Origin of the sequence: Paucibacter sp. M5-1, assembly GCF_027498415.2 — a bacterium.
Lineage (GTDB): Bacteria > Pseudomonadota > Gammaproteobacteria > Burkholderiales > Burkholderiaceae_C > Roseateles_E.
The window spans coordinates 1,789,059-1,812,891 of record NZ_JAPZLM020000001.1 but is presented as its reverse complement, the minus strand read 5'-3'; the positions used below and the strand labels follow the sequence as shown (position 1 = coordinate 1,812,891).

At 69.1% G+C, this 23,833-nt stretch carries 26 protein-coding genes; 19 read left to right on the top strand and 7 right to left on the bottom strand.

Features of this window, described 5'->3' with window-relative positions:
- Positions 1-1,497, top strand: coding sequence for a PepSY domain-containing protein (locus O5M90_RS08405; RefSeq protein ID WP_269840111.1), 1,497 nt, complete (start codon positions 1-3; stop codon positions 1,495-1,497).
- Here O5M90_RS08405 and O5M90_RS08400 read toward each other — a convergent pair.
- The 4 genes from O5M90_RS08400 to O5M90_RS08385 all read right to left on the bottom strand — a co-directional run bounded on the left by O5M90_RS08400 (position 1,456) and on the right by O5M90_RS08385 (position 6,263).
- A complete protein-coding gene (locus O5M90_RS08400; protein ID WP_269840110.1) occupies positions 1,456-2,064 on the bottom strand; it encodes a PEP-CTERM sorting domain-containing protein in 609 nt (202 codons plus the stop codon). The genes O5M90_RS08405 and O5M90_RS08400 overlap by 42 nt on opposite strands.
- A gap of 14 nt (positions 2,065-2,078) precedes the next feature.
- Positions 2,079-3,704 (bottom strand): hypothetical protein, encoded by a 1,626-nt coding sequence (locus O5M90_RS08395; protein ID WP_269840109.1) that lies wholly within the window; start codon positions 3,702-3,704, stop codon positions 2,079-2,081.
- 55 nt (positions 3,705-3,759) lie between these two features.
- Positions 3,760-4,749 carry a porin gene (locus tag O5M90_RS08390; protein WP_269840108.1) on the bottom strand — a complete coding sequence of 330 codons (990 nt, stop codon included), beginning with the start codon at positions 4,747-4,749 and terminating at the stop codon, positions 3,760-3,762.
- 65 nt (positions 4,750-4,814) lie between these two features.
- Entirely contained in the window at positions 4,815-6,263 is a 1,449-nt protein-coding gene (locus O5M90_RS08385; protein WP_269840107.1) for an aldehyde dehydrogenase family protein, read from the bottom strand.
- A gap of 115 nt (positions 6,264-6,378) precedes the next feature.
- Between O5M90_RS08385 and O5M90_RS08380 the strand changes: the two genes are divergently transcribed.
- The 18 genes from O5M90_RS08380 to O5M90_RS08295 all read left to right on the top strand — a co-directional run bounded on the left by O5M90_RS08380 (position 6,379) and on the right by O5M90_RS08295 (position 21,333).
- Positions 6,379-7,362: a Bug family tripartite tricarboxylate transporter substrate binding protein gene (locus O5M90_RS08380; RefSeq protein WP_440401952.1), complete on the top strand. Its 984-nt coding sequence runs from the start codon at positions 6,379-6,381 to the stop codon at positions 7,360-7,362.
- Between the two features lie 5 nt (positions 7,363-7,367).
- Entirely contained in the window at positions 7,368-8,567 is a 1,200-nt protein-coding gene (locus O5M90_RS08375) for a mandelate racemase/muconate lactonizing enzyme family protein (protein ID WP_269840641.1), read from the top strand.
- Positions 8,567-9,316: a ribonuclease activity regulator RraA gene (locus O5M90_RS08370; RefSeq protein WP_269840640.1), complete on the top strand. Its 750-nt coding sequence runs from the start codon at positions 8,567-8,569 to the stop codon at positions 9,314-9,316. Before O5M90_RS08375 ends, O5M90_RS08370 begins: the two co-directional genes overlap by 1 nt.
- Before the next feature lies 1 nt (position 9,317).
- Positions 9,318-10,130, top strand: coding sequence for an NAD-dependent epimerase/dehydratase family protein (locus tag O5M90_RS08365; protein WP_269840639.1), 813 nt, complete (start codon positions 9,318-9,320; stop codon positions 10,128-10,130).
- On the top strand, positions 10,099-11,013 hold the full coding sequence (locus tag O5M90_RS08360) for an SMP-30/gluconolactonase/LRE family protein (RefSeq protein WP_269840638.1): 915 nt from the start codon (positions 10,099-10,101) through the stop codon (positions 11,011-11,013). Before O5M90_RS08365 ends, O5M90_RS08360 begins: the two co-directional genes overlap by 32 nt.
- Positions 11,014-11,081: 68 nt before the next feature.
- Positions 11,082-11,744 (top strand): GntR family transcriptional regulator, encoded by a 663-nt coding sequence (locus O5M90_RS08355; protein ID WP_262969721.1) that lies wholly within the window; start codon positions 11,082-11,084, stop codon positions 11,742-11,744.
- A gap of 84 nt (positions 11,745-11,828) precedes the next feature.
- Positions 11,829-12,251 carry a thioredoxin TrxC gene (gene trxC, locus O5M90_RS08350; RefSeq protein ID WP_269840657.1) on the top strand — a complete coding sequence of 141 codons (423 nt, stop codon included), beginning with the start codon at positions 11,829-11,831 and terminating at the stop codon, positions 12,249-12,251.
- Between the two features lie 102 nt (positions 12,252-12,353).
- Positions 12,354-12,860: a Cys-tRNA(Pro) deacylase gene (ybaK, locus tag O5M90_RS08345; RefSeq protein WP_440401948.1), complete on the top strand. Its 507-nt coding sequence runs from the start codon at positions 12,354-12,356 to the stop codon at positions 12,858-12,860.
- A 6-nt stretch (positions 12,861-12,866) separates the two neighbouring features.
- Positions 12,867-13,589 (top strand): glycerol-3-phosphate 1-O-acyltransferase PlsY, encoded by a 723-nt coding sequence (gene plsY, locus O5M90_RS08340; protein ID WP_262969718.1) that lies wholly within the window; start codon positions 12,867-12,869, stop codon positions 13,587-13,589.
- A complete protein-coding gene (locus tag O5M90_RS08335) occupies positions 13,586-13,933 on the top strand; it encodes a RidA family protein (protein WP_262969717.1) in 348 nt (115 codons plus the stop codon). The genes plsY and O5M90_RS08335 overlap by 4 nt, the downstream gene beginning before the upstream one ends.
- Positions 13,934-14,005: 72 nt before the next feature.
- Positions 14,006-14,782, top strand: a complete 777-nt coding sequence (locus O5M90_RS08330; protein WP_269840637.1) for an MBL fold metallo-hydrolase — start codon at positions 14,006-14,008, stop codon at positions 14,780-14,782.
- Positions 14,783-14,791: 9 nt separating this feature from the next.
- Complete coding sequence (locus O5M90_RS08325) at positions 14,792-15,160, top strand: glutaredoxin family protein (RefSeq protein WP_137945186.1); 369 nt, start codon at positions 14,792-14,794, stop codon at positions 15,158-15,160.
- A gap of 54 nt (positions 15,161-15,214) precedes the next feature.
- Positions 15,215-16,411 (top strand): imelysin family protein, encoded by a 1,197-nt coding sequence (locus tag O5M90_RS08320; RefSeq protein ID WP_269840636.1) that lies wholly within the window; start codon positions 15,215-15,217, stop codon positions 16,409-16,411.
- Positions 16,408-17,817: a di-heme oxidoreductase family protein gene (locus O5M90_RS08315; RefSeq protein ID WP_269840635.1), complete on the top strand. Its 1,410-nt coding sequence runs from the start codon at positions 16,408-16,410 to the stop codon at positions 17,815-17,817. Before O5M90_RS08320 ends, O5M90_RS08315 begins: the two co-directional genes overlap by 4 nt.
- Positions 17,817-18,809 (top strand): imelysin family protein, encoded by a 993-nt coding sequence (locus tag O5M90_RS08310; protein WP_269840634.1) that lies wholly within the window; start codon positions 17,817-17,819, stop codon positions 18,807-18,809. The genes O5M90_RS08315 and O5M90_RS08310 overlap by 1 nt, the downstream gene beginning before the upstream one ends.
- Positions 18,793-19,857, top strand: coding sequence for a DUF1513 domain-containing protein (locus tag O5M90_RS08305; RefSeq protein WP_440401944.1), 1,065 nt, complete (start codon positions 18,793-18,795; stop codon positions 19,855-19,857). The genes O5M90_RS08310 and O5M90_RS08305 overlap by 17 nt, the downstream gene beginning before the upstream one ends.
- Before the next feature lie 99 nt (positions 19,858-19,956).
- The gene (locus O5M90_RS08300) at positions 19,957-20,418 is read left to right on the top strand and encodes a protein tyrosine phosphatase family protein (protein ID WP_269840632.1); all 462 of its coding nucleotides are present in this window, start codon (positions 19,957-19,959) and stop codon (positions 20,416-20,418) included.
- A gap of 162 nt (positions 20,419-20,580) precedes the next feature.
- Complete coding sequence (locus tag O5M90_RS08295; RefSeq protein WP_262969708.1) at positions 20,581-21,333, top strand: class I SAM-dependent methyltransferase; 753 nt, start codon at positions 20,581-20,583, stop codon at positions 21,331-21,333.
- A gap of 6 nt (positions 21,334-21,339) precedes the next feature.
- On the opposite strand, the gene O5M90_RS08290 is transcribed toward O5M90_RS08295, so the two are convergent.
- The 3 genes from O5M90_RS08290 to O5M90_RS08280 are packed head-to-tail and all read right to left on the bottom strand — an operon-like array spanning position 21,340 to position 23,795.
- Entirely contained in the window at positions 21,340-21,966 is a 627-nt protein-coding gene (locus O5M90_RS08290) for an L-threonylcarbamoyladenylate synthase (protein ID WP_269840631.1), read from the bottom strand.
- A 9-nt stretch (positions 21,967-21,975) separates the two neighbouring features.
- A complete protein-coding gene (locus O5M90_RS08285) occupies positions 21,976-22,917 on the bottom strand; it encodes a DMT family transporter (protein WP_269840630.1) in 942 nt (313 codons plus the stop codon).
- A complete protein-coding gene (locus tag O5M90_RS08280; protein ID WP_440401941.1) occupies positions 22,914-23,795 on the bottom strand; it encodes a 3',5'-nucleoside bisphosphate phosphatase in 882 nt (293 codons plus the stop codon). The genes O5M90_RS08285 and O5M90_RS08280 overlap by 4 nt, the downstream gene beginning before the upstream one ends.
- Positions 23,796-23,833: the final 38 nt, after the last annotated feature.

Here is a 23,833-nt window from a genome sequence, read left to right as displayed (position 1 = left end):
ATGAGACTCAAGCGTTGGCTCTATCTGCTGCATCGCTGGGCCGGCATCGCGCTGTGCCTGGTGATGGCGCTGTGGTTTCTGTCCGGCATGGTGATGATGTATGTGGGCTATCCCAAGCTCACCCCGGCCGAGCAGTTGCAGGGGCTGGCACCGTTGCCGGCGCAGGGCTGCTGCGTGCCGCTGGAACAGGCCCTGCAGGCCGCCGGTCTGGACAAGGCGCCGACGCAGTGGCGCCTGAGCTCGGTGGCCGGAGCGCCGCGCTATCTGTTCAGCGACGCCCGTGGCAAGACCGTCGTGGCGGTCGATGCGCGCAGCGGCGCGCGCATCACCGGCGTGGATGAGGCCCAGGCGGTGGCGGCGGCCGCGCACTTTGCCGGCGACGCTGCGGCGCGCAGCCTGGGCCCGGTGCAGGAGGATGCCTGGACCCATTCGCGCGCGCTCGACGCCCACCGGCCGCTGCATCGCGTGGCGGTCGATGACGGCCGCTGGCTCTATATCAGCGGCGTCAGCGGCGAGGTGGTGCGCGATGCCAGCCTGACCGAGCGGACCTGGGGCTGGCTGGGCGCCTGGCTGCACTGGCTCTACCTCTTTCGCGGCGGGGCGCTGAATGCCTGGTGGACCGATATCGTGATCTGGCTGTCGCTGGCCGGCGGCATGCTGGGGCTCAGCGGCCTGGTGGTCGGCATCTGGCGCTGGCGCTTCAAGGGTCGCTACAAGAGCGGCTCGCGCTCGCCTTATCGCGGCCGGATGGCGCGCTGGCACCACATCCTCGGCCTGCTCGGCGGCACGCTGGCGCTGAGCTGGGTGATCAGCGGCCTGCTGTCGATGAATCCCTGGAAGGTGTTCGAGGTGCAAGGGCTGAAGCCCGATCGCCAGGCCTATGCCGGCGGCCCGCTGCAGGCCGGCGCGGCGCCGCCGGCCGATCTGGTGCTGGCCCGTCTGGCCGCGCGGGGCTTCGAGGCGCGGCTGCTGGAGTGGCGCCGCATCGGTGGCGCGCACTACGTCTGGGCCCAGAGCGCCAGCAGCGCGCGGCTGCTCGATGCGCGAGGCGAGGTGGTGCCAGGTCTTGACGAAGCGAGTCTGGTGACGGCGGCCCGCGCCATGCTGCCCGGCGCGCCGCTGCTGCAGCGCCAGTGGCTGCGCGGCTACGACGCCCATTACTACGCCCGCGAGGCCCACACGATGACCGGCCAGCGCGAGCGCCCGCTGCCGGCGCTGCGCCTGATGTTCGGCGATGCGCTGGCCCACCACATCGTGCTGGACCCGGCCAGCGGCGCGGTGCTGCAGGTCAGCAACAGCCGCCAGCGGCTCGAGCGCTGGTTGTTCGCCTTTGCGCACAGCTTCGATCTGCCGCAGCTGCTGGCGCTACGGCCGCTATGGGATGGCTGGATGCTGATCTTCAGCCTGGCCGGGCTGGGCCTGAGCCTGACGGGCGTGGTGATGGGTTGGCGCCGGCTACGGCGCTCGCCGGCGCAGGCGCCAGGCCAGCAGGCCTAGGCCCGCGCCCATCAGACCCAGGCTGCCCGGTTCGGGTACCGCAGAGACGGCAGAGAAGCTGAAGTCGTCCAGCGCGTAATAGCCTTGCACGCCGTGCACCGCCACCGCGTCCACCCGACCGGCGTAGCCGCTGACCAGGAAGGCGTGAGTGCCATCAGCGCCCGGCGCCAGCGGCAGCGTGGCCGATCGATGCACCTCGACGCCGGCGAGAAACAGCACGAAGCTGACCGGCGAGTAGCCCGACACATGGGCGCCGTCGAACACGAAGTCCTCTGCGGCGCTGATCACCGGTCCGAGCGTCGCAAACTGGGCCGCAGGGTCGGACGGATCCGCGAAGTCGGTGAAGATATTGCGCATCCCCGACGCGGGCTGGTAGGGGCTCCAGGGCGTGCTCGGGTCGCCGTCCGGGTACTCGTAGTCACTGTGGAACCAGCCGCTGAAGCCAAAGCCCTGGTAGCTGGCCGGCATGGCCCGGGTGCTGCCGGGCGGCAGATCGTCGAAGCTCAGTACGCCGGCATGGGCGGTGGATGCGCCCAGCAGCGCAAGGGATAGCAGCAGAGTTTTCATCGCAGCGCTCCTGATCAATCGAAGAGCACGATGCCCTGGTCGGACAGCAGCACCGGGTAGTCCGCTACCGGCAGCCCCTTGATCTGCAGCTTGTTACCGACTGCGTCGTTGAGCGCGACCGTGTCGGAGGTGTTCAGCGCATAGACCCGGCCATCGACCATGTCGACCAGTCGCGGGCGCAGCGTCGGGTTGCCGGCAAAACGGGGAAAGTGGAATTTGCTGCATGTGATGTCGATAGAGGCTTCGGTGGTGGGGCGCGGCAGGGCATCGACCTTGCGCCAGACCGCGATCAGATTGCGCACCACGCCACCGGGCTCGTTGCGCGTGTAGGCCTGAACGGTGTAGCCATAGGGCTTGCTGCAGCCGGCGTCCGGCACGAGCTTGAGGCGGTTGTCGAAGATGGCGGTGACGTGCTGGTAGGCACGGTAGGCCACCTTCTGGCGCTTGACGGTCTGGTCGCCGTTCAAGTAGGGGGTGTCCAGATTGCCGTCCCAGGTGCCGGTCTCCAGCAGGCCTTTGACGTTCTTGGTCGCGTCGTAGTGCAGGTCGACCAGGGTGAAGATGCTGGACTCGACGCCCCGCGAGAAGTCTCCCAGCAGTCGCCGCAGCAGGTATTTGGCCTGATCTTCCTCGGTCCAGGCCAGGCCGCACAGCGCGTAGTACAGGCAGGGTCCGGACGGTGCGCCGTTCTCGTTCTGGCGGATGCGGAAACCATGCGCTTCGACCATGTCCTTGAACCACTGGTACTTGGCCAATTCGCTGGGGAAGTTGTCATGGTCGACCGACGCGTAGTACGGGTGATAGGCGACCGCCACATCGGCGGCCGGCACGCCGGGGCCGCGGTTGGCGGCGAAGTAGTCGACAGCCGTCTTTGCATAAATGGAGCTCGATGTGGTCGAGCCACCCATGACGCCAGCGGTGAAGGAGCCAATGGTCAGCTTGGCCTGGGGCTGGATGCTCTTGATCAACTGGGCCACCTCGACGATCAGCTGCGCATAGTGATCGACGGGCACATGTCCGTCCGGCTCGTTCCAGATCTCCCAGTCGGTGACGCGAGCGGTCGGCTGGCTGTAGCGTGTCACGGTGGCGCGTACATAGTCGAGGAACTTCTGCTTGCCGGTGCCGGTGGGCAGCGCGCCGGCCAGATTGCGGGTGCCGCAGTTCAGGCAGCCCGGGCGCTCGTTGCCATAGCCCAAGAAAACATAGGGCTCAACACCCCGGGCGAGCGCGCCATCGACGATCTTGTCGAGCTTGGCGAAGTCGTAGCTGGCAGGCTGGGTGATGACTTTCTCGATGTCGTGCCAGCCCGATTGCACGCGTACCTTCAGCGCGCCGGTGGGGCCCAGATAGCTCTTCCACAGATCGAAGCTGCTGTAGTCGCGGTCGGTGGTCTCCCCGCCGATGCCGAAGGGGTGACTCAGCCCTGCGGCGCGGATCTCGGCGGCGCTGCGCGTGCGGACCAGGCCGAGGTAGCCGAAACGGGCCGCATCCTTCGCATGAATGGGCCCGTTGGAGAGCGCCTGCGGCGCCAGCGGCACGCGCGGCGGCGGCGCGGTCTGGGCCTGAGCGAGCGTCGTCAGCAGCAGGGCTGCCATTGCAGCGATTGTCGATGCCGCAAGCGCGGCGTTCTTCTTGATCATGGCTTGTCTCCAGGATTGAGTGCGAGGCAATCAGGGCGCGCTCGGCGCCCGTGGCTCAGAAGTTGTGCTTGAGCCCGAAGTCCACGACGGTGCTGCGGGTCAGCGCCTTGCCGGCGACCGTGCCTTGTTGCTTGGAGCTGCCCAGATCGCTGTAGACCGAGGTGCGCTTGCTGAGGAAGTGCTCGTAGCCGACGCCCAGCTTGGTGGTGTTGTTATTGCCGCCCTCGGGGTCCAGCCGCGCCACAGCGAACCGGGCCAGATGGTTGCCCACCGGCATGCTGGCGGCCAGCGTCAGGTTCTTCGCGGCCCGGCCGCCCACCTCGGCGCTGGTGAAGGAGACACGGGGGCGGATGAAGCCGAAGTCATAGGCGCCGCCGATCAGTGCAACGCGGTTGTTGCTGGCCTGGCGGTCGAAGCCGGCGGCCAGATAGAGCGCACCGGCCGTGTACTCGATATTGGCGCCTACCGATCGATCGCGCACCCCTTCGCCGGCTGAAACGGCCACATTGCTGCTGAAGCCATGCAGCGTGGGCGAGCGGTAGCCGACCGAGTTGTTTGCGCGCGCATGGCCGTCGATGCGGTAGGTCGCCAGCTGATGGTTCAGGCTGGGCGAGCCCACGGTATCCCAGCCCCAGGGGTCGAGCTTGAGCGCGGGCCAGAAGATCGGCACATACTCGCGGCCCAGATACACGCTGCCCAGTTCCTTGCTGTCCAGATGCACGAAGGAGCGCGCCTTCCAGAACACCGGATCGGCCACGCCGGTGTCGCCGAGAAAGCGATGCTCGATCTGGAAGCCGGCCTGCAGCCCGCCGCCCAGATCCTCGATGCCGCGAAAACCGAGCCGGTTCTCCGAGCCATGGCGCAGGTCCCAGCGATTGCCGGCCGGGCCGCTGCGGCCGTTGTTGGCCGTCAGCGCCGAAGTGCCGCTGTTCTGCTTGGTGATGCTCAGGTCCAGACGCCCGTAGATCGTCACACCGGACTGCGCCTGCGCGGCACCGGCCAGGGCCAGCAAGGCCAGCGGCAAGAGAGGTTTTGTATGTTTCATGCTTGTCTCCTTCTTTGAGGGTAGTGATGGGAAAGTGGGGCCGTCTTCGGGCGGCCAATAAAAGATCAGGGGCGGATGTAGCTGGTCTTCGTCTGCGTGAAAAATTGCCGGGCCTGCGTGCCCTGCTCGCGGGGGCCAACGCTGGAGGCCTTGCTGCCGCCGAAGGGCACGTGGTGGTCGACGCCGGCGGTCGGCGCGTTGACCATCACCATGCCGGCCTGTAGCCGGCGCTGGAAGTGATGGGCCAGCTTCAGCGAGCCGGTGCAGACGCCGGCCGAGAGGCCGAAGGGCGTGTCATTGGCCAGGGCCAGCGCATGCTCGGCATCGTCGGCCGCGATCAGCACCGCCACCGGGCCGAAGATCTCCTCCTGGCTGATGCGCATCGCGTTGTCGGCATCGACGAACAAGGCCGGCGCCAGGTAGTGGCCGGGCCGGCGGCGGTGCAACAGCTCCCCGCCCACCGCCAGGCGTGCGCCTTCCTCACGGCCCAGCGCGATGTAGCGCAGGTCCTGGGCCAGCTGCGCCTCGTCGACCACCGGACCGATCTGGGTATCGGGATCCAGCGCATGGCCGACGCGCAGCGCGGCCACCCGCGCTATCAACGCATCGCGGAACTTGGTGTAGATGCCCTTGGTGACGATCAGTCGCGAGCTGGCGGTGCAGCGCTGGCCGGTCGAATAGAACGCGCCCTGGACCGCGCAGTCCAGCGCGATTTCCAGATCGGCATCGTCCAGCACCACCAGCGGGTTCTTGCCGCCCATCTCAAGCTGGTAGCGCGCCTGGCGGGCGCTGCAGGCTGCGGCCACACGCTGGCCGGTGGCCACCGAGCCGGTGAAGCTGATGGCGCGCACGCGCGCGTCGTCCAGCAGGGTCTGGCCGACCTCGCGGCCGCTGCCGGGGACGAAGTTCAGCACCCCCGGCGGCAGGCCGGCGCGCTGCAGGATGTCCACCAGGGCCCAGGCGCTGGCCGGCACGCTCTCGGCCGGCTTGAAGACCACCGTGTTGCCGTAGGCGAGGGCGGGCGCGATCTTCCAGGCGGGAATGGCAATGGGAAAGTTCCAGGGCGTGATGATGCCCACCACGCCCACCGGTTCGTGCCGCACCTCCACGCGCAGCCCGGCGCGGGTCGAGGCATAGAGCTCGCCCTCGGCCTGCAGCGCCTGCTGGGCCTGGAACTTGAAGATCTGCGCGGCGCGCTGCACCTCGCCTGTGGCCTCGGGCAGGGTCTTGCCCTCTTCACGGGCCAGCAGCTCGCCGAGCTCGGCGAGCCGCGCCAGCAGCTCGCTGCCGGCACGATCAAGCACCTCGGCGCGCAGCTGCGGTGACTGGTCGGCCCAGGCCGGCTGCGCGAGCGTCGCGGCGGCGACGGCGCGGCGCGCCAGTGCCGCATCGGCCAGGTGAAAGCGCCCGACCTGCTCCTCGGTGTCGGAGGGGTTGATGTTCTCGTAAACCCGGTCGGTGGCGAGCCATTCGCCGTCGATCAGCAGAGGGCTGAGTGCAATTTCTGATGTCATGAATAAAGCATACGATGGATTTTATAAAATGTATAGCCTATACTTTCCAGCATGCGGTGCAGTGGCCGAGAGGGCGCCGGATCGCATACCCTTCAGACAAGACATTGGAGACAAGATGAAGCGATCGATGGTGCTCAATACGGTGTTGCTCGCGGCGCTCGCCACAGCGAGCGCGCTTGGCGGTGTGGCACAGGCCTACCCGGACAAGCCCGTCACCCTGGTGGTGGGATTTGCACCAGGCGGCGCGGCCGACACGGTGGCGCGCCAGCTGGCCGAGGAGCTCAGCAAGCAGCTGGGCCAGCGCGTCAATATCGACAACAAGAGCGGCGCCGGCGGCAACATCGCCACGCAGGCCGTGCTAGGCGCGCCGGCCGATGGCTACACCCTGCTGTTCGCAGCGATTCATCTGGCCACCAACCCCTGGCTGGCCGGCGTCAAGTACGAGCCGAAGTCGGACCTGACCATGGTCAGCCAGATCACCAGCGTGCCGGTGGTGATGCTGACGCCGGGCAGCGGCAGCTTCCAGCAACCGGTGGACATCGTGCGTGCGGCCCACAAGACCAGCGGTGGGCTCAAGGCCGGCTCGGGCGGCATCGGCACCTCCTCGCATCTGGCGCTGGAACTGTTCTCGCGCAGCCAGAACGTGCCTTTCCTGCATGTGCCTTATCGCGGCGGCGCGCCGGCCAACCAGGCCTTGCTGGCCGGCGAGATCGATGTGATGTTCGATCTGATGTCGGGCGGGCTCAAGCAGATGGTGGACTCGGGCCGCATGCGCGCGGTGGCGGTGATGCAGGACAAGCGCGTCGCTGCACTGCCCCAGGTCAGGAGCGCGGCCGAGCTGGGTCTGGCGCCGGAGACCTTCATCCGCAGCTGGCAGGGCATTGCCGTCAAGGCCGGCACGCCGCCCGAGGTGTTGGCCAAGCTGCACAAGGCCGTGGTCGCCGCCGCTGCCAGCCCGAGTTTCACCGGCCGTGTCGGCGACCAGCTGGGCTATACCGTGGTCACCAGCAAGACGCCGGACGAGTTCCAGAAGCACTACCTGGCCGAGCTGGGCCGCTGGGGTAGCTTGATCAAGGCCGCCAACATCAAGCCGGAGTGAAGACGATGCCTCCACGCATCACCGCGATTCATACCCATCTGATGCAGGCCGGCGGGCCGCCGCAGACCGGCTGGTCCGCCACCGGCAAGAGCGCGCTGGCCAGCAGCCGCAACTGGCTGTTCGTCACCGTGCACACCGACGACGGCCGCATCGGCTGCGGCGAGGGGTCGGGCTGGCCGCGCGTGGTCGCGGCGGCGGTCGAGGGCCTGGGCGACTTTCTGGCCGGCGAGCCCGTGCTGTCGATCGAGCGCCTGCATCAGCGCATGCGCACCGCGCTGATGGGCCATGGCCAGGTCGGCACGGTGGGCGGCGGCGCGATCGCGGCGATCGACATGGCGCTGTGGGATCTGCGCGCCCAGACCCTGGGTGTGCCGGTCTGCCAACTGCTGGGCGGCCCGCTGCGCGAGCGTGTGCCTTACTACACCCATGCCTCCAGCGTTGCGGCCGCGCAGGCGGCCGTGGCGCGCGGCGTGCAGGCAATCAAGGTCGGCGGCATCGCGGGCGTGGTCGAGCGATCCCATGCGATCCGGGCCGCTGTCGGGCCCGACATCGATCTGATGGTGGATCTGCATGGCCCGCCGTGGCTCAATGCGGCCGACGCCATCGCCATCGGCCGCGAGCTGGAGCCGCTGGGCCTGCTGTTCCTGGAGGAGCCGGTGGCCTCGGACGATCTGCCCGGCTGGCGCCGGGTGCGCGACAAGCTGGCGCTGCCGCTGGCCACCGGCGAGCGCCTGTCAACCCTGGCCGAGATGCTGCCCTTCATCACCGAGGGCCTGGTCGATGTGGTGCAGCCCGATACCGGTCGCTTCGGTGGCCTGACCCAGATGCGCAAACTCGCCGCCATCGCCGAAGCGCATTCGCTGCAAGTCGCCCCCCACAGCGGCTCGCTGGGCCCGCTGGCCGAGTTCGCCGCCGTCCATCTGCTCGGCGCCTTGCCCAATGGCCTGGTGCTGGAGCGCATGGACCCCGACTGGTCCGAGCGCGACACGGTGATCACGCAAACCCTGGCCATCGCCGACGGCCATATTGCCGTGCCCACGGCGCCGGGCCTGGGCACCGCCATCGCCGCCGAGCGCATCGCCCAGTTCCCAAGCCAGCGCAATCTGGCCATCGCCACCGGTGGCTACAACCCCGGCACCGAGGCCGAGAGCCTGACCCTCCAAGCCCGCCGCCACCGCCTGCAACTGTTCAGAAAGAACGTCTGATGAGCACCCCCCACGAGTCCGCACTCGACCCCAAGACCCATGCCCGCCTGCTGGCCGCGTCCACCGCGACCCTGACCACGGTGATGTTCAAGCGTGGCTTTCGCAATGTCTTCATGCAGAACGTGCATCCGCTGAACCCGGCAAGCGCGCGCTTTGTCGCGCCGGCCTTCACCTTGCGCTACATCCCGGCGCGCGAGGACCTCGATCCGCTGAACGCCTTCGAGGACCGCGCCCATCCGCAGCGCGTCGCGGTCGAGGAGTGCCCGGCCGGCCATGTGCTGGTGATGGACAGCCGCGGCGACGCGCAGGCCGCGTCCAGCGGCAATCTGCTGGTCACCCGTCTGATGAAGCGCGGCTGCGCCGCCGTGATCACCGACGGCGGTTTCCGCGACAGTCCCGAGATCGCGGCGCTGCCGTTCCCGGCCTATCACCAGCGTGCCTCGGCGCCGACCAATTTGATCCGCCACCATGCCGTCGACCTGCAGCGACCGATTGCCTGCGGCGGGGTGTCGGTCTACCCCGGCGATGTGCTGATGGGGGACGCTGAGGGCGTGGTCGTGATCCCGCGCCATCTGGCCGATGCGGTGGCCGAGGAGGCCTATCGCCAGACCATGTACGAGGACTGGGTCAACGAGCGCATCATCGCCGGCGACGGCCTGTTCGGCCTGTATCCGCTGCTGGACGAGGACAAGAAGACGGCCTATGCCGCCTGGACCCTGGCGCAGCAGTCCCGCTATCCTCATCTCTGACATGAGCACAAAAAAACCTGTTGTCCTGCTGACTGGCGCGGCCGGTCGCCTGGCCCGCAGCATCCGCGCGCCGCTGCGCGAGGCTTGTGCCGAGCTGCGTCTGAGCGACCGTGTGGCCTTCGAGGCGCCGGGCTGTCCCGTCCATATCGGCGAGCTGGTCAATATCGGCGAGCAGCCGGAGCTGCTGGCCGGTGTCGATGCCATCGTGCATTTCGCCGGCTATCCGCGCGAGGCCGACTGGGAGACCCTGCTGCCGGCCAATGTCATCGGCACCACGCGCTTGTGGGAGGCGGCGCGCCAACAGGGCGTGCAGCGCATCATCTACGCCAGCTCCAACCATGCGGTGGGTTTCTACCCGCGCGGCCAACGCCTGGACGAGACGGTGCCGCCACGCCCGGATTCGCGCTACGGCCTCAGCAAGGTCTTCATGGAGGGGCTGGCCAGCCTCTATGCCGACAAGCACGGGCTGCGCGGCTTTGGCCTGCGCATCGGCCATTGCGCGCCCGAACCCAGCGACGAGCGCATGCTCTCGCACTGGATCCACCCGGAGGACCTGGCGGCCTTGGTGGGTATCGGTTTGACGGCCGACTACCACTGCGAGATCGTCTACGGCGCCTCGGCCAACAGCCGCAGCTGGTGGGACAACCGGCGCGCCGAGGCGCTGGGCTACCGGCCGCGCCACAGCGCCGATGCCTTCGCCGAGCGGTTGCTGGGCCGGCGCAGCGACAGCCCGGTCGGCGAGATCTATCAGGGTGGCCACTTTGCCGCTGCGGAGTATGACGGTGATCCTGACCGAGCGCGTCGCCAGCGTTGAGCACCGTCCGCTGGACGATCGCCTGAGTGTCTTCCGGGTCGACAACCGGGTCGGTGAGTCGCCGCTCTGGGACGCCGCACGCGGCTGCCTGTGGTGGATCGATGTGCGGGCGCCCGAGCTGCTGAGGCTATTCCCCGAGACGGCCCAGGTCTCGCGCTGGACGCTGCCCGAGCCGATCGGTGCGCTGGCGCTGCGCCAGGACGGGCGGCTGCTGTTGGCCTTGCGCCGCCAGGCCTGGCTGTTCGACCCGGCGTGCCACGCGCTGAGTGCCTTCGCCGAGGTCGAGACCGACCGCCCCGGCAATCGCCTCAATGACGGCAAGGTCTCGCCAGGCGGGCGCTGGTGGCTGGTCGGCTCGATGGACGACAGCGTGGCCGACAAGCAGCCGCGTGGCGCGCTCTACCGTATCGACGCGCAGGGGCAGGTTGTGCGCCTGCACGAGGGCTTGACGGTGGCCAACGGCCTGGCCTGGAGCCGCGACGGGCATCGGCTTTACTTCTCCGACAGTGCCAGCGGCCAGATCTGGCGAGCGCCTTGGGACGAGGCGCGCGGCCTGATGGGCGCGCCGGTCCCGTTTGCGTGCTCGCTGGAGGCCGACGGCCGGCCCGATGGGGCGCTGGTCGACGCGCAGGACGACTACCTGTCGGCCGGTGTGTCGGCCGGTTGCCTGAACCGCTTCGATGCGGCGGGCCGGCGCCTTGGCGCCGTCCCGCTGCCCTGTCGCGCGCCGACCATGCCCTGCCATGGCGGCGCCGGCGGGCAGGACCTGTTCATCACCTCGCTGCAGCGGCCGGGCTGGGCGCCGGGCGGGGCAGACGGCCAGCTCTACCGCATCGCCGGATTTGGCGGCGGGCTGCCGGCCGCGCTGCTGCAGGCCGGCTGAAGTAGTAAAGTGCATTTAATAAAATCAACTCCGAGTCTCGAAGACAGAGAGCAGGGACAGGAACAACAATGGCAGTCAGGCAAGCGATCAACACCCCGACCTATCTGCGGCTGCGCGAGCAGATCCGCGATGACATCGTTGCGGGCGTCTGGGCGCTGGGCTCCCACATCACGCTGGCCGAGCTGGGCGCGCACTACCAGGTCAGCAACATTCCGGTGCGCGAGGCGCTGCTGCAGCTGCAGGGCGAGGGCGTGATCGAGATGCGCATGAACCGCGGCGCGGTGATTCCCAGCGTCGATGCGAAGTTCATCGATGACACCTACCATCTGCGCGGTGCGCTGCAGTCGATGCTGGCGCGGCTGGCCTGCCTGCGCGCCTCCGACGCGCAGCTGAAGGCCCTGGAGCAGCTGTCGCGGGCCTATGAGGACGCGGCCAGCGCCGGCGATGTGGCGGCCAGCGTCGCGGCCAACCGCGAGTTTCATCACCATCTGGACAGCCTGGCCGACAACGCCCAGGCGCTCGAGGTGCTGCAGGCTCGCAGCAGCCTGGTCGACGCCTTCCGTCGCGTCCATGGCTATGGCCCGGGCCGCCAGGACAAGGTGATCGCCCAGCACCGCAAGATCGTCAAGGCCATCGTCAAGCGCGATGCCGATGCCGCCAGCGCGGCGGTGCTGGCCCACGCCGATTCGGCCCGGCAGGATCTGCTGGAGCTGTTGAAGACCAGCGCCTGAAGGAAGGCGGTCGGGCCGTGGGGCTTGCAATCCAGGTCTTCGTCCCCTGATGTGCTGACATCGACTGTCTTCACGATGCCCACCATGCACCTCGTCTGCCCCGCCTGCGCCGCCACCAACCGCGTGCCCGAAGCCAAGCTCGAAGACCAGCCGGTCTGCGGGCGCTGCGGGGCCGAGCTGATGGCGGCGCGGCCGGTCGATCTGAGCGACGCCAGCTTCGCCGCCTTTGTCGGCAAGACCGAGCTGCCGGTGCTGGTGGACTTCTGGGCCGACTGGTGCGGCCCCTGCAAGATGATGGCGCCGCATTTCGCCCAGGCCGCGGCCCAGCAGCCGCTGATCCGTTTCGCCAAGCTCGACACCGAGGCCAACCGGCAGACCGCAGCGGCCTACAACATCCGCAGCATCCCGACTCTGATGCTGTTCCAGGGCGGCCGCGAGATCGCCCGCCAGGCCGGCGCGCTGAGCGCGGCCGATCTGCAGCGCTGGCTGCAGGCGCAGCTGCGCTAGCTGGCCGGCGACATCTGCCTGCAGCATGGCTGAGCGAGGCAGCTGGGCCGCTGGCGCAATCCGGTACAAGCCCGAGGGCCGGGCTTGGGCCAGAATTCGCCCATGAGCAAGAAGTCCTCCCCCCATGTCAGCGAGACGCCGGCCACCCAGCTGCTGCGCCAGCGCAAGATCGCGTTCAGCGAGCATGTCTACGACTATGTCGAGCACGGCGGCACGGCCGAGTCGGCGCGGCAGCTGGGCGTGCCGGAGCACGAGGTCGTCAAGACCCTGGTGATGCAGGATGAGAAAGCCCAGCCGCTGATCGTGCTGATGCATGGCGACCGCCAGGTCAGCCTGAAGGAGCTGGCGCGCCAGATCCCCTGTAAAAAGGTCGAGCCCTGCAAGCCCGAGGTGGCGCAGCGCCACAGCGGCTATATGGTGGGCGGCACCTCGCCCTTCGGCACGCGCAAGGCGATGCCGGTGTTCGTCGAGGCGACGATTCTGGCCTTGCCTAAGATCTGCATCAACGGTGGGCGGCGCGGCTATCTGGTCGGCATTGACCCGCGGGTTCTGCCCGACTTGCTGCCGCTGCGCAGCGTCCATTGCGCACTGGACGCCGATGCACAATAGCGGCCCATGCAAGATACCTTCTACCCCCTGCTGGCCATCCTGGCCGGCTATCTGATCGGCTCGCTGTCCTTTGCCGTCATCATCAGCCGCGTGATGGGGCTGTCAGACCCGCGCAGCTACGGTTCGGGCAACCCCGGCGCCACCAATGTGCTGCGCTCGGGCAACAAAGCCGCCGCCATCCTGACCCTGGTGTTCGATGCGCTCAAGGGCTATGTGCCGGTGCTGCTGGTGCTGCTGTTCGGGCCCGATGTCGGCCTGGGCGAGGGCACGGCGGCCCTGGTGGGGCTGGCGGCTTTCCTGGGCCATCTGTGGCCGGTGTTCTTCCGCTTCGAGGGCGGCAAGGGCGTGGCCACGGCGGCCGGCGTGCTCTTGGCCATCAACCCGCTGCTGGGCGCGGCCACCTTGGCCACCTGGCTGATCATTGCCTATTTCTCGCGCTACTCCTCGCTGGCCTCGCTGGTCGCGGCGGTGTTCGCACCGTTCTACCAGATGCTGATCTGGGGCGCCGGCCCCATCGTGCTGTGTGCCGGCCTGATGGGCCTGCTGCTGATCTGGCGCCATGCCGCCAATATCAAGAAGCTGATGAACGGCACCGAGAGCAAGATCGGCCAGAAAGCACAAGGTTCGGCCGCAGTGCCGCCGGCCGGCGCGAGCAAGAAACACCCGCACGGCGAAGGCCCCAAGCCGCGCGGCCATTCTCACCACCACCCCAAGGATAAAAAGCAATGAGCATTCAGCGATTCGACGTCGGCGCCCGCATCTCCGAGATGGCCGTGCACAACGGTGTGGCCTATCTGGCCGGCCAGGTGCCCGACGACGCCAGCCAGGACATCAGCGGCCAGACCGCCCAGGTGCTGGCCGCGATCGACAAGCTGCTGGCGCGCGCCGGCAGCGACAAGAGCAAGATCCTGCGTGCCGAGGTCTTCATCAAGGACCTGGCCGACTTTGCCGGCATGAATGCCGCTTGGGACGCCTGGGTCGCCAAGGACAACGCCCCGCCGCGCGCCACCGTCGAGGCCAATCTGGCCCGGCCGGAGTGGAAGGTTGAGATCGTCGTCACGGCGGCGGTCTGACTTGATCCTGCTCAAGCCGGCTGCCAGGCCGGCTGGCTAGAGTCCCTCCCTCCACAAGAGGGGAGGGGCGCGATGCCGACCGAACTGTTCCGTCAGGGCTCGCACCTGTGCCTGATGTTCTCCAATCTGACCCAGGAGGACGGCGAGGCGGTGCAATCGAACCAGTTTCTGCTGGTGCATGGGGCCACCGGCGCCATCCTCGACCCCGGCGGCAATCTCGCCTACAACGAGCTCTATCTGGGGCTGACCCGGCATATGCCGCCGCACAAGCTGGCGGCCATCCTGGCCTCGCATGCCGACCCCGACATCATCGCCTCGCTGGACCGCTGGATGACAGCCACGACGGCGCCGGTCTATATCTCGCGCATCTGGGAGCGCTTCGCTCCGCACTTCTGCAAGCCCGGCAAGACCGTGGGCCGCATCATCGGCCTGCCCGACGCCGGCGCCCGTCTGCGTCTGGGGCAGGGCGAGGCCGACGGCTTTGAGCTCTGGGCGCTGCCGGCGCATTTCCTGCACGCCGAGGGCAATTTCCAGTTCTACGACCCCATCAGCCGCATTCTGTTTTCCGGCGATCTGGGCGCCTCGCTGGGCGCCGAGCCCGGCCAGACCGTCACCCGGCTGGACGGCCATATCCGCCACATGGAGGGCTTTCACCGCCGCTATATGGTCAGCAACAAGGTGCTGCGCCTGTGGGCGGCGATGGTGCGCGAGCTCGATATCGCGATGATCGTGCCCCAGCACGGCGCGCCGCTGGCGGGCGCGGCCGTGCCCGACTTCATCGCCTGGGCCGAGGGCCTGGCCTGCGGCATCGATCTGATGAGCGCCGGCCACTACCGGCTGCCGGCGTAGCATCGCGCGATGCTGAAGAAATCAACGCGCTCCGGTCTCGTCTCGCTGCTGCTGATCGTCGGGGCGGTGTGGGGACTGTCGAAATGGGCCGGCTCGCTGCATGCCGACGAGCAGGCCGAGGACCTGCGCCGCTGGGCCGGGCCGCAGGACATCCTGATGCTGTCCTCGACCAGCTGCGTGTTCTGCAAGCGCGCCAGCGCCTGGCTCCAAGAGCACCAGGTGCCGCACCGCGAATGCTTCGTCGAGCGCGAGCCGGCCTGCCTGGCCGAGTACCAGGCGCGCGGCGCACGCGGCACGCCGACCTTTGTCGTGCGCGGGCACACCATCCTGGGCTTCGACCGCGAGCGCATCCGTGCGCTCTTGCGACCGCCGGCTTGAGACGGGGCTGGATTAAATGCGAGAATGCAAATTACTCGCATTTACATGGTTGCCATGAAATCTCTTGCCCTGCTTCTGAGCCTGGCCGCCGGCCCGGCCCTGCTGACTGCGTTGACCGCGCTGCCCGCCCAGGCCCAGCAAACCGCGGTCGCCGCCGCAGCCAGCGCCACCCCTGCCGCCGTCAACACCCATTACGCGGCCCTGGTTCACGCCAACTATGCCGACACCTTGCAGGCCGCCCAGGCCCTGCGCCAGACTATCAAGGACTTCATCGCCCAGCCCTCGCCCGAGCGGCTGCAGGCGGCGCGCCAGGCCTGGCTGGCCGCGCGCGAGTTCTATGGCCAGACCGAGGCTTTCCGTTTCTATGGCGGCCCGATCGACAACGACAAGGGCCCCGAAGGCCAGCTCAATGCCTGGCCGATGGACGAGAGCTATGTGGACCGCATCGAGGGCAAGAACGCCAGCGGTCTGATCAACAAGCGCGGCTTCAAGATCACGAAGGCCAGCCTGGCGGCGCAGAACGAGCGCGGCGGCGAGGAAAACGTCGCCACCGGCTGGCATGCGATCGAGTTCCTGCTGTGGGGGCAAGACCTGTCCCCCACCGGCCCCGGCAAGCGCAGTTTCGAGGACTTTGTCGACGGCAAGGCTCCCAATGCCGACCGGCGCCGTCAGTACCTCGCGGTCGTGACCGATCTGCTGATCGACGATCTGCAAGGCCTGCTCAAGGCCTGGGCGCCCGGCGCCAAGAACAACTACCGCGCGAAGTTCGAAAAGGGCGGTCAGGAGTCGCTGCGCAAGATGCTGGTGGGCCTGGGCTCGCTGTCGCGCGGCGAGTTGGCCGGCGAGCGCCTGGAAGTGGCGCTGGCCAGCCAGGACCAGGAAGACGAGCACTCCTGTTTCTCCGACAACACCCACCGCGACGCGGTGACCAATGCGCTGGGCATAGAGAACGTCTGGCTGGGCCGCTACCAGCGGGCCGACGGCACGCTGCTGCAGGGCCTGGCGCTGCGCGATCTGGTGGCCGCCAAGGACGCGGCGCTGGCTCAGCGCCTGAGCGAGCAACTGGCCACGTCCGTGGCTGCGGCCGGCAAGATCCAGGCACCGTTCGACCAGGAGATCCTGGGCGACAAGACGGCGCCGGGGCGCTTGCGCATCCAGGCCACGATTGACAGCCTGACGGCGCAGAGCAAGCTGCTGGTCGAGGCTGCCAGTGCCATCGGCATCACCAAGCTGACCCTGGTCCAGCCATGAGGGGATGGATATTGGCCGCCGGCGCGAGCCTGGCGGCCGTCGTGTATGGCGTGGGTGCTGCCACCAGTGACGACGCAGAAAAGACCGGCGGCGCCACCACGGTCTATGCCGATGGCCGCAATGCCTTCTCCTTCCCGGCCGCCAATCTGAGCGACGAGGAGCGCACCCGCTTCGCGATCGGCAACAGCTTCTTCCGCCGCAACTGGGTCGAGGCCCCGGCTTCGACCACCGCCCGCGACGGCCTGGGCCCGCATTTCATCGCCCGCAGCTGCGGCGGCTGCCATGTGCAGGACGGGCGCGGCGCGCCGCCGAGCTTCCGCAAGGGTCTGCATGACCAGCCGGTCGGCTTGCTGATGCGGCTGTCGGTGCCGGGCACCGATGCCCATGGTGGGCCGGCGCCGGAGCCGGTCTATGGCGGGCAGTTCAACAACGCGGCGGTGCAAGGCGTCCGACCCGAGGGTCAGGTCTTGCTGCGCTACGAGACTGTTGCCGGCCGCTTCAAGGACGGCAGCCGCTACAGCCTGCTGAAGCCGTACTACAGCTTTGGCCAGCTTGGCTACGGCGCGATGGCGCCGGATGTGATGGTCGGCCCGCGCATCGCGCCGCAGCTGATCGGCGTCGGCCTGCTGGAAGCGATTCCCGAGGCCGAGATCCTGCGCAATGCCGCCGAGCAGGCGGCCACGCCGGGCCCGATCAAGGGCCAGGTGAATCGGGTCTGGGACGCCTTTGCCGAGAAGCCCATGATCGGCCGCTTCGGCTGGAAGGCCAATGTGGCCACCATCGCGCACCAGAGCGCCGGCGCCTTTCTCGGCGATATGGGCATCACCTCGCCGCAGTTCCCGCAGGAAGACTGCATGCCGGCTCAGGCCGACTGCCGTGCGGCGCCCAGCGGTGCCAAGGGCGCGAGTCCGGAGATCGATGCGAAGACCCTGGCCGATGTGGTGTTCTATCAGGCCACGCTGGCGCCACCGGCGCGCCGCAGGATCGACGATCTGCAGGTCAAGAAGGGTCAGGTCTTGTTCCAACAGGCCCAGTGTGCGGCCTGCCACCGGCCCAGCTACACCACCGCCGAAGGCCCGTTCCCCAGCCTGAGCAGCAAGGCGCTGAACGGCCAGAAGATCTGGCCCTATACCGATTTGCTGCTGCACGATATGGGCGAGGGCCTGGCCGATGGCCGGCCCGACTTCCAGGCCAGCGGCCGGCAGTGGAAGACGCCGCCGCTGTGGGGTGTCGGCCTGATCAAGGACGTCAACGGCCACAGCCGGCTCTTGCACGACGGCCGCGCGCGCGGCGTGCTGGAGGCCGTGCTCTGGCATGGCGGCGAGGCCGAAGCGGCCAAGCAGCAGGTGCTGGGCATGACGCGCGCCGAGCGCGCGGCGCTGGTGAAGTTCGTGGAGTCGCTGTGATGCTGGACCGTCGTCTGTTCCTGGCGGGCCTGAGCGTCTGCGGCCTGGCCCGCGCCCAGAGCGACTGGGCCCGCGAGGCGGTGCCGGCCTACACGCCGCTGCAGATGCTGCAGGGCCTGTATCGCCACTGGTCGCTGCCGCGCGCCGAGGCCTTTGTCCAGGCGGTGGCCCAGCTGCAGCAGCGTCTGGACCGGCCTTCCTGGGCCGGCGCGATGCTGGCCTGGGAGCGGCTGGCGACGCCGGCCCTGGGTCCGGTGCTGGCGCGGCGCTCGCAGCGTCAGATCGATTTCGCGCCGAGCCGGCCGGCCCTGATCGCCAAGGCCATCGCGGCCGCGCCGGCCGATCTGAAGGGGCTGGAGCGCGTCGGCACGCCGGCCAAGGGCCTGCCGGCGCTGGAGCAGCTGCTGTGGCAGCCGCGCATGGAACCGTCGGCGCGGCGCTATGCGGCGCTGCTGGTCGAGGAGCTGGTGGCCGAGGCGCAGGCGCTGCGCCAGGGCTTTGCCGAACTGGCCGGCCGCGAGCCCGAGGCCTGGGACGAGGAGACCCAGTTGGCCGGCAGCGCCGAGCTGCTGAACCAATGGGTCGGCGGGCTTGAACGCCTGCGCTGGGCCCAGATGGAGAAGCCGCTGCGCTCGGGCAAGGAAGCCCTGCCCCGTGCCACCAGCGGCCTGACCGCCGCCGCCTGGGCGGCGCAATGGCAAAGCCTTCGCGGCCTGGCCCTGTTCGAGGGCCGGCAGCGCGCGCCGGCGCCGGGCGAGGGCCTGGTGCCGCTGGAGAGCTGGCTGCGCGGCCGCGGCCGCAACCAGGAGGCCGATGCGCTGCGCAGCAGCGCGCTGGCCGCCGATGCCAAGCTGCAGGGCCTGAACCCGGCCCAGCCGGCGCCGGTGCTGGCCGCCGCCAAGGCGCTGGAGGCGCTCAAGCGTCTGGTCCAGGAGCGGGTGGCGCCGGCGCTGGATCTGAGCCTGGGCTTTTCGGATGCCGATGGTGATTGACCGCCGGCAAGTCCTGACCCTGGGCGCGGGCCTGCTGGCCGGCGGGCTGGCCCGGGCGGCCGGCGGCGCCGTGCAACTGGCCGCCGCCTGGCGCGACGAGGCCCCCAGCTACCGGGTCGGCCGGCTGGAGGCGGCCGGCGCGGCGCTGCGCATCGCGGCCAGCATCGAGGTGCCGACCCGCGCCCATGGCCTGCTGCGCGAGCGCGGCGGCGCCAGCCTGCTGGCGGTGGCGCGCCGGCCCGGCGACTGGCTGCTGCGCTTCTCGCCGCAGACCGGGCGCGCGCTGCAGTGGCAGTGGATCGAGCCCGAGCGGGCTTTCACCGGCCATCTGGCGCTGAGCCCCGATGGCCGCCACCTCTACAGCGGCGAGACCGATCTGGACAGCGGTGCCGGCCTGGTCGGCCTGCGCGACGCGAAGAGTCTGCAGAAGATCGCCGAGTGGCCCAGCCATGGCGTCGATGTGCATGAGCTGCTGCCGCGCGGCGACAGCCTCTGGGTCGCCAATGGCGGCATCCAGACCCGGCCCGAGAGCGGGCGCCTGAAGCTGGACCTGGCGGCGATGGACTCGTCCCTGGTGAGGCTCGACGCCGGCAGTGGCGAGCTGCGCGGGCAATGGCGCGTGGACGATACCCGCCTGAGCCTGCGCCATCTGGCCTGGCGGCCCGATGGCAGGCTGGGCATCGCGATCCAGGCCGAGCATGAGGACAAGGCCGCCAAGGCGTCCGCGCCCATACTCGCGGTCTTCGACGGCCGCGCGCTGCGCCTGGCCGAGAGCCAGCCGGCTCTGGCCGGCTACGGCGGCGATATCGCAGCCAGCGCCGAGGGCTTTGCGATCGGCTGCCCGCGCAGCGGCGGCGTGGCCCGCTTCGATGCCCAGGGGCAATGGCAAGGCCTGACCCCCTTGCCCGAGGCCTGCGCGCTGGCCGAGAGTGGCGACGGTCGCGAAGGCATCTGGGCCGGCGGGCGGGGAAGGGTGCTGCATCTGCCGGACGGGGCCGGCAAGGCGCTGCCGGCGGTGGAGCTGGACAATCATTGGATACGGCTCTGAGCTCCGTGGCTGATCGGTTCTGACGCGGATATGCTGCCCACGGTCGCCACGTCGGCGGCGCACTGGCAGTCTTTCCATCCCGCAGGCACCAAGGCCACCATGCTCCAGTCCATCACCCGCTACCTGCCCGTGACCGACTCGCTGGCCACGGCCGGCCAGCCTACCGAGGCGCAGCTGGCCGATGTGGCGGCCGCCGGATTCGAGGTTGTCATCAATCTGGCTCTTCACAACGATCCGCGCTATTCGTTGGCGGATGAGGCGGCCAGCGTTGCTGCGCTGGGCATGCGCTATATCCATATCCCGGTGCAGTTCTCCACGCCGACCCTGCCCGATCTGAAGGCCTTCTTCGATGCGATGGAGCAGGTCGGCCGGCGCAAGGTGTTCATCCACTGCGCACACAACAAGCGCGTGCCGGTCTTCGTCGCGCTGCATCGCATCGCCAAGCAGGGCTGGAGCGAGGCCGCCGCGCTGGCGGCGATGCGCGACGCCTGGCAGCCCGATGCCACCTGGGAGCAATTCATTGCGCAGGCCATCGCTGGCATGCCTTTGTCACCGAGATGATCGTCCGCCCCGACTTCCAGCGGCGCGGCATCGGCGATATCCAGCGGTTCAGCGCCAGGGGCAAGGCTGGGTCCTACCGGTGGCATGGCTTTGTGCCGGGGCCGGCTGTGCCGCCCGAAGTCGTCGAGCCGTAGTCCTTGGGTCAGTTGGCGACAATCGGTCATGAGCACACAAAACATCTACGACGATCCGCAGTTCTTTGCCGGCTACAGCCAGCTGGCCCGCTCGGTGCAAGGCCTGGACGGTGCGCCGGAATGGCCGGCGCTGCGGGCGCTGCTGCCGCCGCTGGCCGGGCGGCGCGTGCTGGACCTGGGCTGCGGCTTCGGCTGGTTCAGTCGCTGGGCGCTGGGCCAGGGCGCGGCCGAGGTGCTGGGCCTGGATGTGTCGGAGAACATGCTGGCGCGTGCGCGCGCCGAGGGGCCGGCCGGCGACGCGGCGGCGCCGCGCTACCAGCGCGCCGATCTCGAACACCTGGAGCGGCTGGCCCTGCCCGAGGCCGGCTTCGATCTGGCCTACAGCTCGCTGGTGCTGCACTACATCGAGAACCTCGATGGCCTGCTGGCAGAGCTGCAGCGCCTGCTGGCACCGGGCGCGGCCCTGGTGTTGTCTTTGGAACATCCGATCTTCACCGCGCCACGCCGCCAGGCTTGGGCCAGCGATGCCGACGGGCAGCGTCACTGGCCGGTGGACGGTTACGCGCTGGAGGGCCCGCGCGTCAGCGATTGGCTTGCGCCGGGCGTGATCAAGCAGCACCGGCGGCTGGACAGCTATCTGAACGCGCTGCTGCGCCACGGCTTTGCGCTGAGCAGCCTGCAGGAGTGGCATCCCAGCGACGCGCAGATCGCCGCCGCGCCGGCGCTGGCCGAGGAGCGCGAGCGGCCGATGTTTCTGCTGATCGCCGCGCGGCGCGTCTGAGACCGCTCAGTCCAGCCCCACACAGGCCGGGTCGCCGCAGCCGCGCCGCACCAGCACCGGCTCGTCCCCCGTCATATCGACCACGGTGGTGGGCTCCATCGTGCAGGCGCCGGCGTCGATGATGACTTGCAAGAGCTTGTCATAGCGCGCCGAAATATCCTGCGCGTCGTTCAGCGGCTCGCTCTCGCCGGGCGGGATCAAGGTGGTGGCCAGCAGCGGCTGACCGAAGATGGCCAGCAGCTCCTGCGTGACGCGGTGATCGGGCACGCGCAGGCCTATGGTGCGGCGCGAGGGGTGCGAGACGCGGCGCGGCACTTCCTTGGTGGCTTCCAGGATGAAGGTGAAGGCGCCCGGCGTGGCGGACTTCAGCAGGCGGTACTGCTTGTTGTCGACCCGCGCATAGCTGGCCAGCTCGCTGAGGTCGCGGCACAAGAGGGTCAGGTGATGCTTGTCGTCGACCCCGCGGATGCGGCGCAAGGTCTCGGCGGCGGCCTTGTCGTCCAGATGGCAGACCAGGGCGTAGCTGGAGTCGGTCGGGATCGCGGCGATGCCGCCGCTGTGCAGGATCTGCGCCGCCTGCTTCAGGAAGCGGACCTGCGGGTTGTCGGGGTGGACTTCGAAGAGTTGGGCCATGGCCCATTCTCAGTCGGCAATGGTGTCCATGGCCACCGCCGATGGGGGAGGGCGTTGCGAGCGCCTGACATTGAGCCAGGCCGAGGCCGCGCCGCAGGCCGACAGCACGCCCATGCCCAGCCAGGCATAGCCGTCCGGCACATGGTCAAAAAACAGCCAGCCGATCGCCGCCGCTACCGCGATCTGCACATAGACAAAAGGCATCAGGGTGCCGGTCGGCGCCAGGCCCAGCGCCAGGATCAGCAGCAGATGGCCCAGGGTGCCCAGCAGCCCGATGAAGGCCATCAGCGCGAGCTGCCCGCCCGTGGCGGCGCGCAGCGGCTCCAGCACCGGAAAGGGGCCCAGCGCCAGCAGCAGGCTCAGCAGCAGCATGCCGGTCAGGCCGGTGTAGAAATGGGTGGTGTAGGGGCTCTCCAGCGCCGAGAGCTTGGCGGTCAGCACCTGAAAGCTCGCATAGGTCAGCGCGCCGGCCAGCGGGAACAGCACGGCCCAGCCGAACATGCCGCTGCCGGGCCTGATCACGATCAGCGCGCCGGCAAAGCCGCCGATCACCAGGGCCCAGCGCAGGCGCGAGACGCGCTCGTGCAGCACCAGGGCCGCCAGCAGGGTCACGACCACCGGGGTCAGCATATTGATCGCGGTGAACTCGGCCACCGGCATGTACTGCACGCCGTAAAAGCTCATCGCGCTGGTGGCCAGCAGCAGCAGGCCGCGCACCGCCTGGAACTTCGGATGGGCCGAACGGAAGGCACCGGTGTCGCCGCGCGCACGCTGCAGGCCCAGCCAGACAGCCATCGTCAGGGCCTGGAAGCTGTAGCGCGCCCACAGGATCAGCAGCACGGGCAGGAAAGCACCCAGATAGCGGATCGTGCTGTCCATGGACGCGAAGCACGCGGCCATCAGCACGATCAGCGCAATGCCCAGCAGCGGGCGGTGACGGGCGGCGCTCAAGATGGAGCAGCGGGGCGGTGGATGCGGTGCTCCAGCGCCTGCCAGACGGGGCTCAGCCGGCCCGACAGATCGGCCAGCCGGCCCAGGTCGGTGTGGCTCTCTTCGGGCGAGTGGAAATCGGAGCCGCGCGAGGCCAGCAACTCGAACTCCAGCGCGGTCTCGGTGTACTTGGCCGCATCGGCGGCCGAGTGGCTGCCGGTCACGACCTCGACGCCGCGGCCGCCATGGGCGATGAATTCGGTGAACAGCGCGTATTCCTCGGTGGGCGTGAAGGCGTAGCGCGCCGGATGGGCGATCACCGCGATGCCGCCGGCCTCGCGCACCCAGCGCACCGCCTCGCCCAGACCGGCCCAGCGGTGCTCTACATAGCCGGGCTTGCCCTCGGTCAGGTAGCGGCGGAACACTTCGCTGACATCGCTGCAATGGCCGGCCTCGACCAGGAAGCGCGCGAAATGGGTGCGCGAGATCAGCTCCGGATTGCCCACATAGGTCAGCGCGCCTTCGTAAGCGCCCTTGATGCCCACCTGGGCCAGGCCGGCCGCCATCTCGCGGGCGCGCTGCTCGCGCCCGCCCCGGGTGGCGCGCAGGCCGGCGATCAGGGCCTCGTTGTGGTGATCGAAACCCAGGCCGACGATATGCACGACCCGGCCGGCAAAGCTGACCGAGATCTCGGTGCCGGTCAGATAGCTCATCCCCAGGGCCAGCGCCGCATCCAGCGCACGCTGCTGGCCGCCGATCTCGTCATGGTCGGTCAGCGCCCACAGCTCCACCCCATTGGCCTGGGCGCGCGCCGCCAGAGCCTCGGGCTCCAGCGTGCCGTCCGAGACCTTGGAATGGCAATGCAGGTCGGCGTTGGTCAGGGGGGTGGTGGTGTTCACTCCCGCATTTTAGGTGGGCGGGGAGATTGGGCGGGATG

Excerpts from the sequence above, each read along its gene's own strand:
- O5M90_RS08400 (WP_269840110.1), bottom strand. The coding sequence starts at position 2,064 with ATGAAAACTCTGCTGCTATCCCTTGCGCTGCTGGGCGCATCCACCGCC.
- O5M90_RS08330 (WP_269840637.1), top strand. The coding sequence starts at position 14,006 with ATGCCGACCGAACTGTTCCGTCAGGGCTCGCACCTGTGCCTGATGTTC.
- O5M90_RS08380 (WP_440401952.1), top strand. The coding sequence starts at position 6,379 with ATGAAGCGATCGATGGTGCTCAATACGGTGTTGCTCGCGGCGCTCGCC.
- O5M90_RS08310 (WP_269840634.1), top strand. The coding sequence starts at position 17,817 with ATGCTGGACCGTCGTCTGTTCCTGGCGGGCCTGAGCGTCTGCGGCCTG.
- O5M90_RS08320 (WP_269840636.1), top strand. The coding sequence starts at position 15,215 with ATGAAATCTCTTGCCCTGCTTCTGAGCCTGGCCGCCGGCCCGGCCCTG.
- O5M90_RS08395 (WP_269840109.1), bottom strand. The coding sequence starts at position 3,704 with ATGATCAAGAAGAACGCCGCGCTTGCGGCATCGACAATCGCTGCAATG.
- O5M90_RS08290 (WP_269840631.1), bottom strand. The coding sequence starts at position 21,966 with ATGGCCCAACTCTTCGAAGTCCACCCCGACAACCCGCAGGTCCGCTTC.
- trxC (WP_269840657.1), top strand. The coding sequence starts at position 11,829 with ATGCACCTCGTCTGCCCCGCCTGCGCCGCCACCAACCGCGTGCCCGAA.
- O5M90_RS08355 (WP_262969721.1), top strand. The coding sequence starts at position 11,082 with ATGGCAGTCAGGCAAGCGATCAACACCCCGACCTATCTGCGGCTGCGC.
- O5M90_RS08295 (WP_262969708.1), top strand. The coding sequence starts at position 20,581 with ATGAGCACACAAAACATCTACGACGATCCGCAGTTCTTTGCCGGCTAC.
- O5M90_RS08390 (WP_269840108.1), bottom strand. The coding sequence starts at position 4,749 with ATGAAACATACAAAACCTCTCTTGCCGCTGGCCTTGCTGGCCCTGGCC.
- O5M90_RS08300 (WP_269840632.1), top strand. The coding sequence starts at position 19,957 with ATGCTCCAGTCCATCACCCGCTACCTGCCCGTGACCGACTCGCTGGCC.
- O5M90_RS08405 (WP_269840111.1), top strand. The coding sequence starts at position 1 with ATGAGACTCAAGCGTTGGCTCTATCTGCTGCATCGCTGGGCCGGCATC.
- O5M90_RS08315 (WP_269840635.1), top strand. The coding sequence starts at position 16,408 with ATGAGGGGATGGATATTGGCCGCCGGCGCGAGCCTGGCGGCCGTCGTG.
- O5M90_RS08335 (WP_262969717.1), top strand. The coding sequence starts at position 13,586 with ATGAGCATTCAGCGATTCGACGTCGGCGCCCGCATCTCCGAGATGGCC.
- O5M90_RS08385 (WP_269840107.1), bottom strand. The coding sequence starts at position 6,263 with ATGACATCAGAAATTGCACTCAGCCCTCTGCTGATCGACGGCGAATGG.
- O5M90_RS08325 (WP_137945186.1), top strand. The coding sequence starts at position 14,792 with ATGCTGAAGAAATCAACGCGCTCCGGTCTCGTCTCGCTGCTGCTGATC.
- O5M90_RS08370 (WP_269840640.1), top strand. The coding sequence starts at position 8,567 with ATGAGCACCCCCCACGAGTCCGCACTCGACCCCAAGACCCATGCCCGC.
- ybaK (WP_440401948.1), top strand. The coding sequence starts at position 12,354 with ATGAGCAAGAAGTCCTCCCCCCATGTCAGCGAGACGCCGGCCACCCAG.
- O5M90_RS08305 (WP_440401944.1), top strand. The coding sequence starts at position 18,793 with ATGCCGATGGTGATTGACCGCCGGCAAGTCCTGACCCTGGGCGCGGGC.
- O5M90_RS08375 (WP_269840641.1), top strand. The coding sequence starts at position 7,368 with ATGCCTCCACGCATCACCGCGATTCATACCCATCTGATGCAGGCCGGC.
- O5M90_RS08365 (WP_269840639.1), top strand. The coding sequence starts at position 9,318 with ATGAGCACAAAAAAACCTGTTGTCCTGCTGACTGGCGCGGCCGGTCGC.
- plsY (WP_262969718.1), top strand. The coding sequence starts at position 12,867 with ATGCAAGATACCTTCTACCCCCTGCTGGCCATCCTGGCCGGCTATCTG.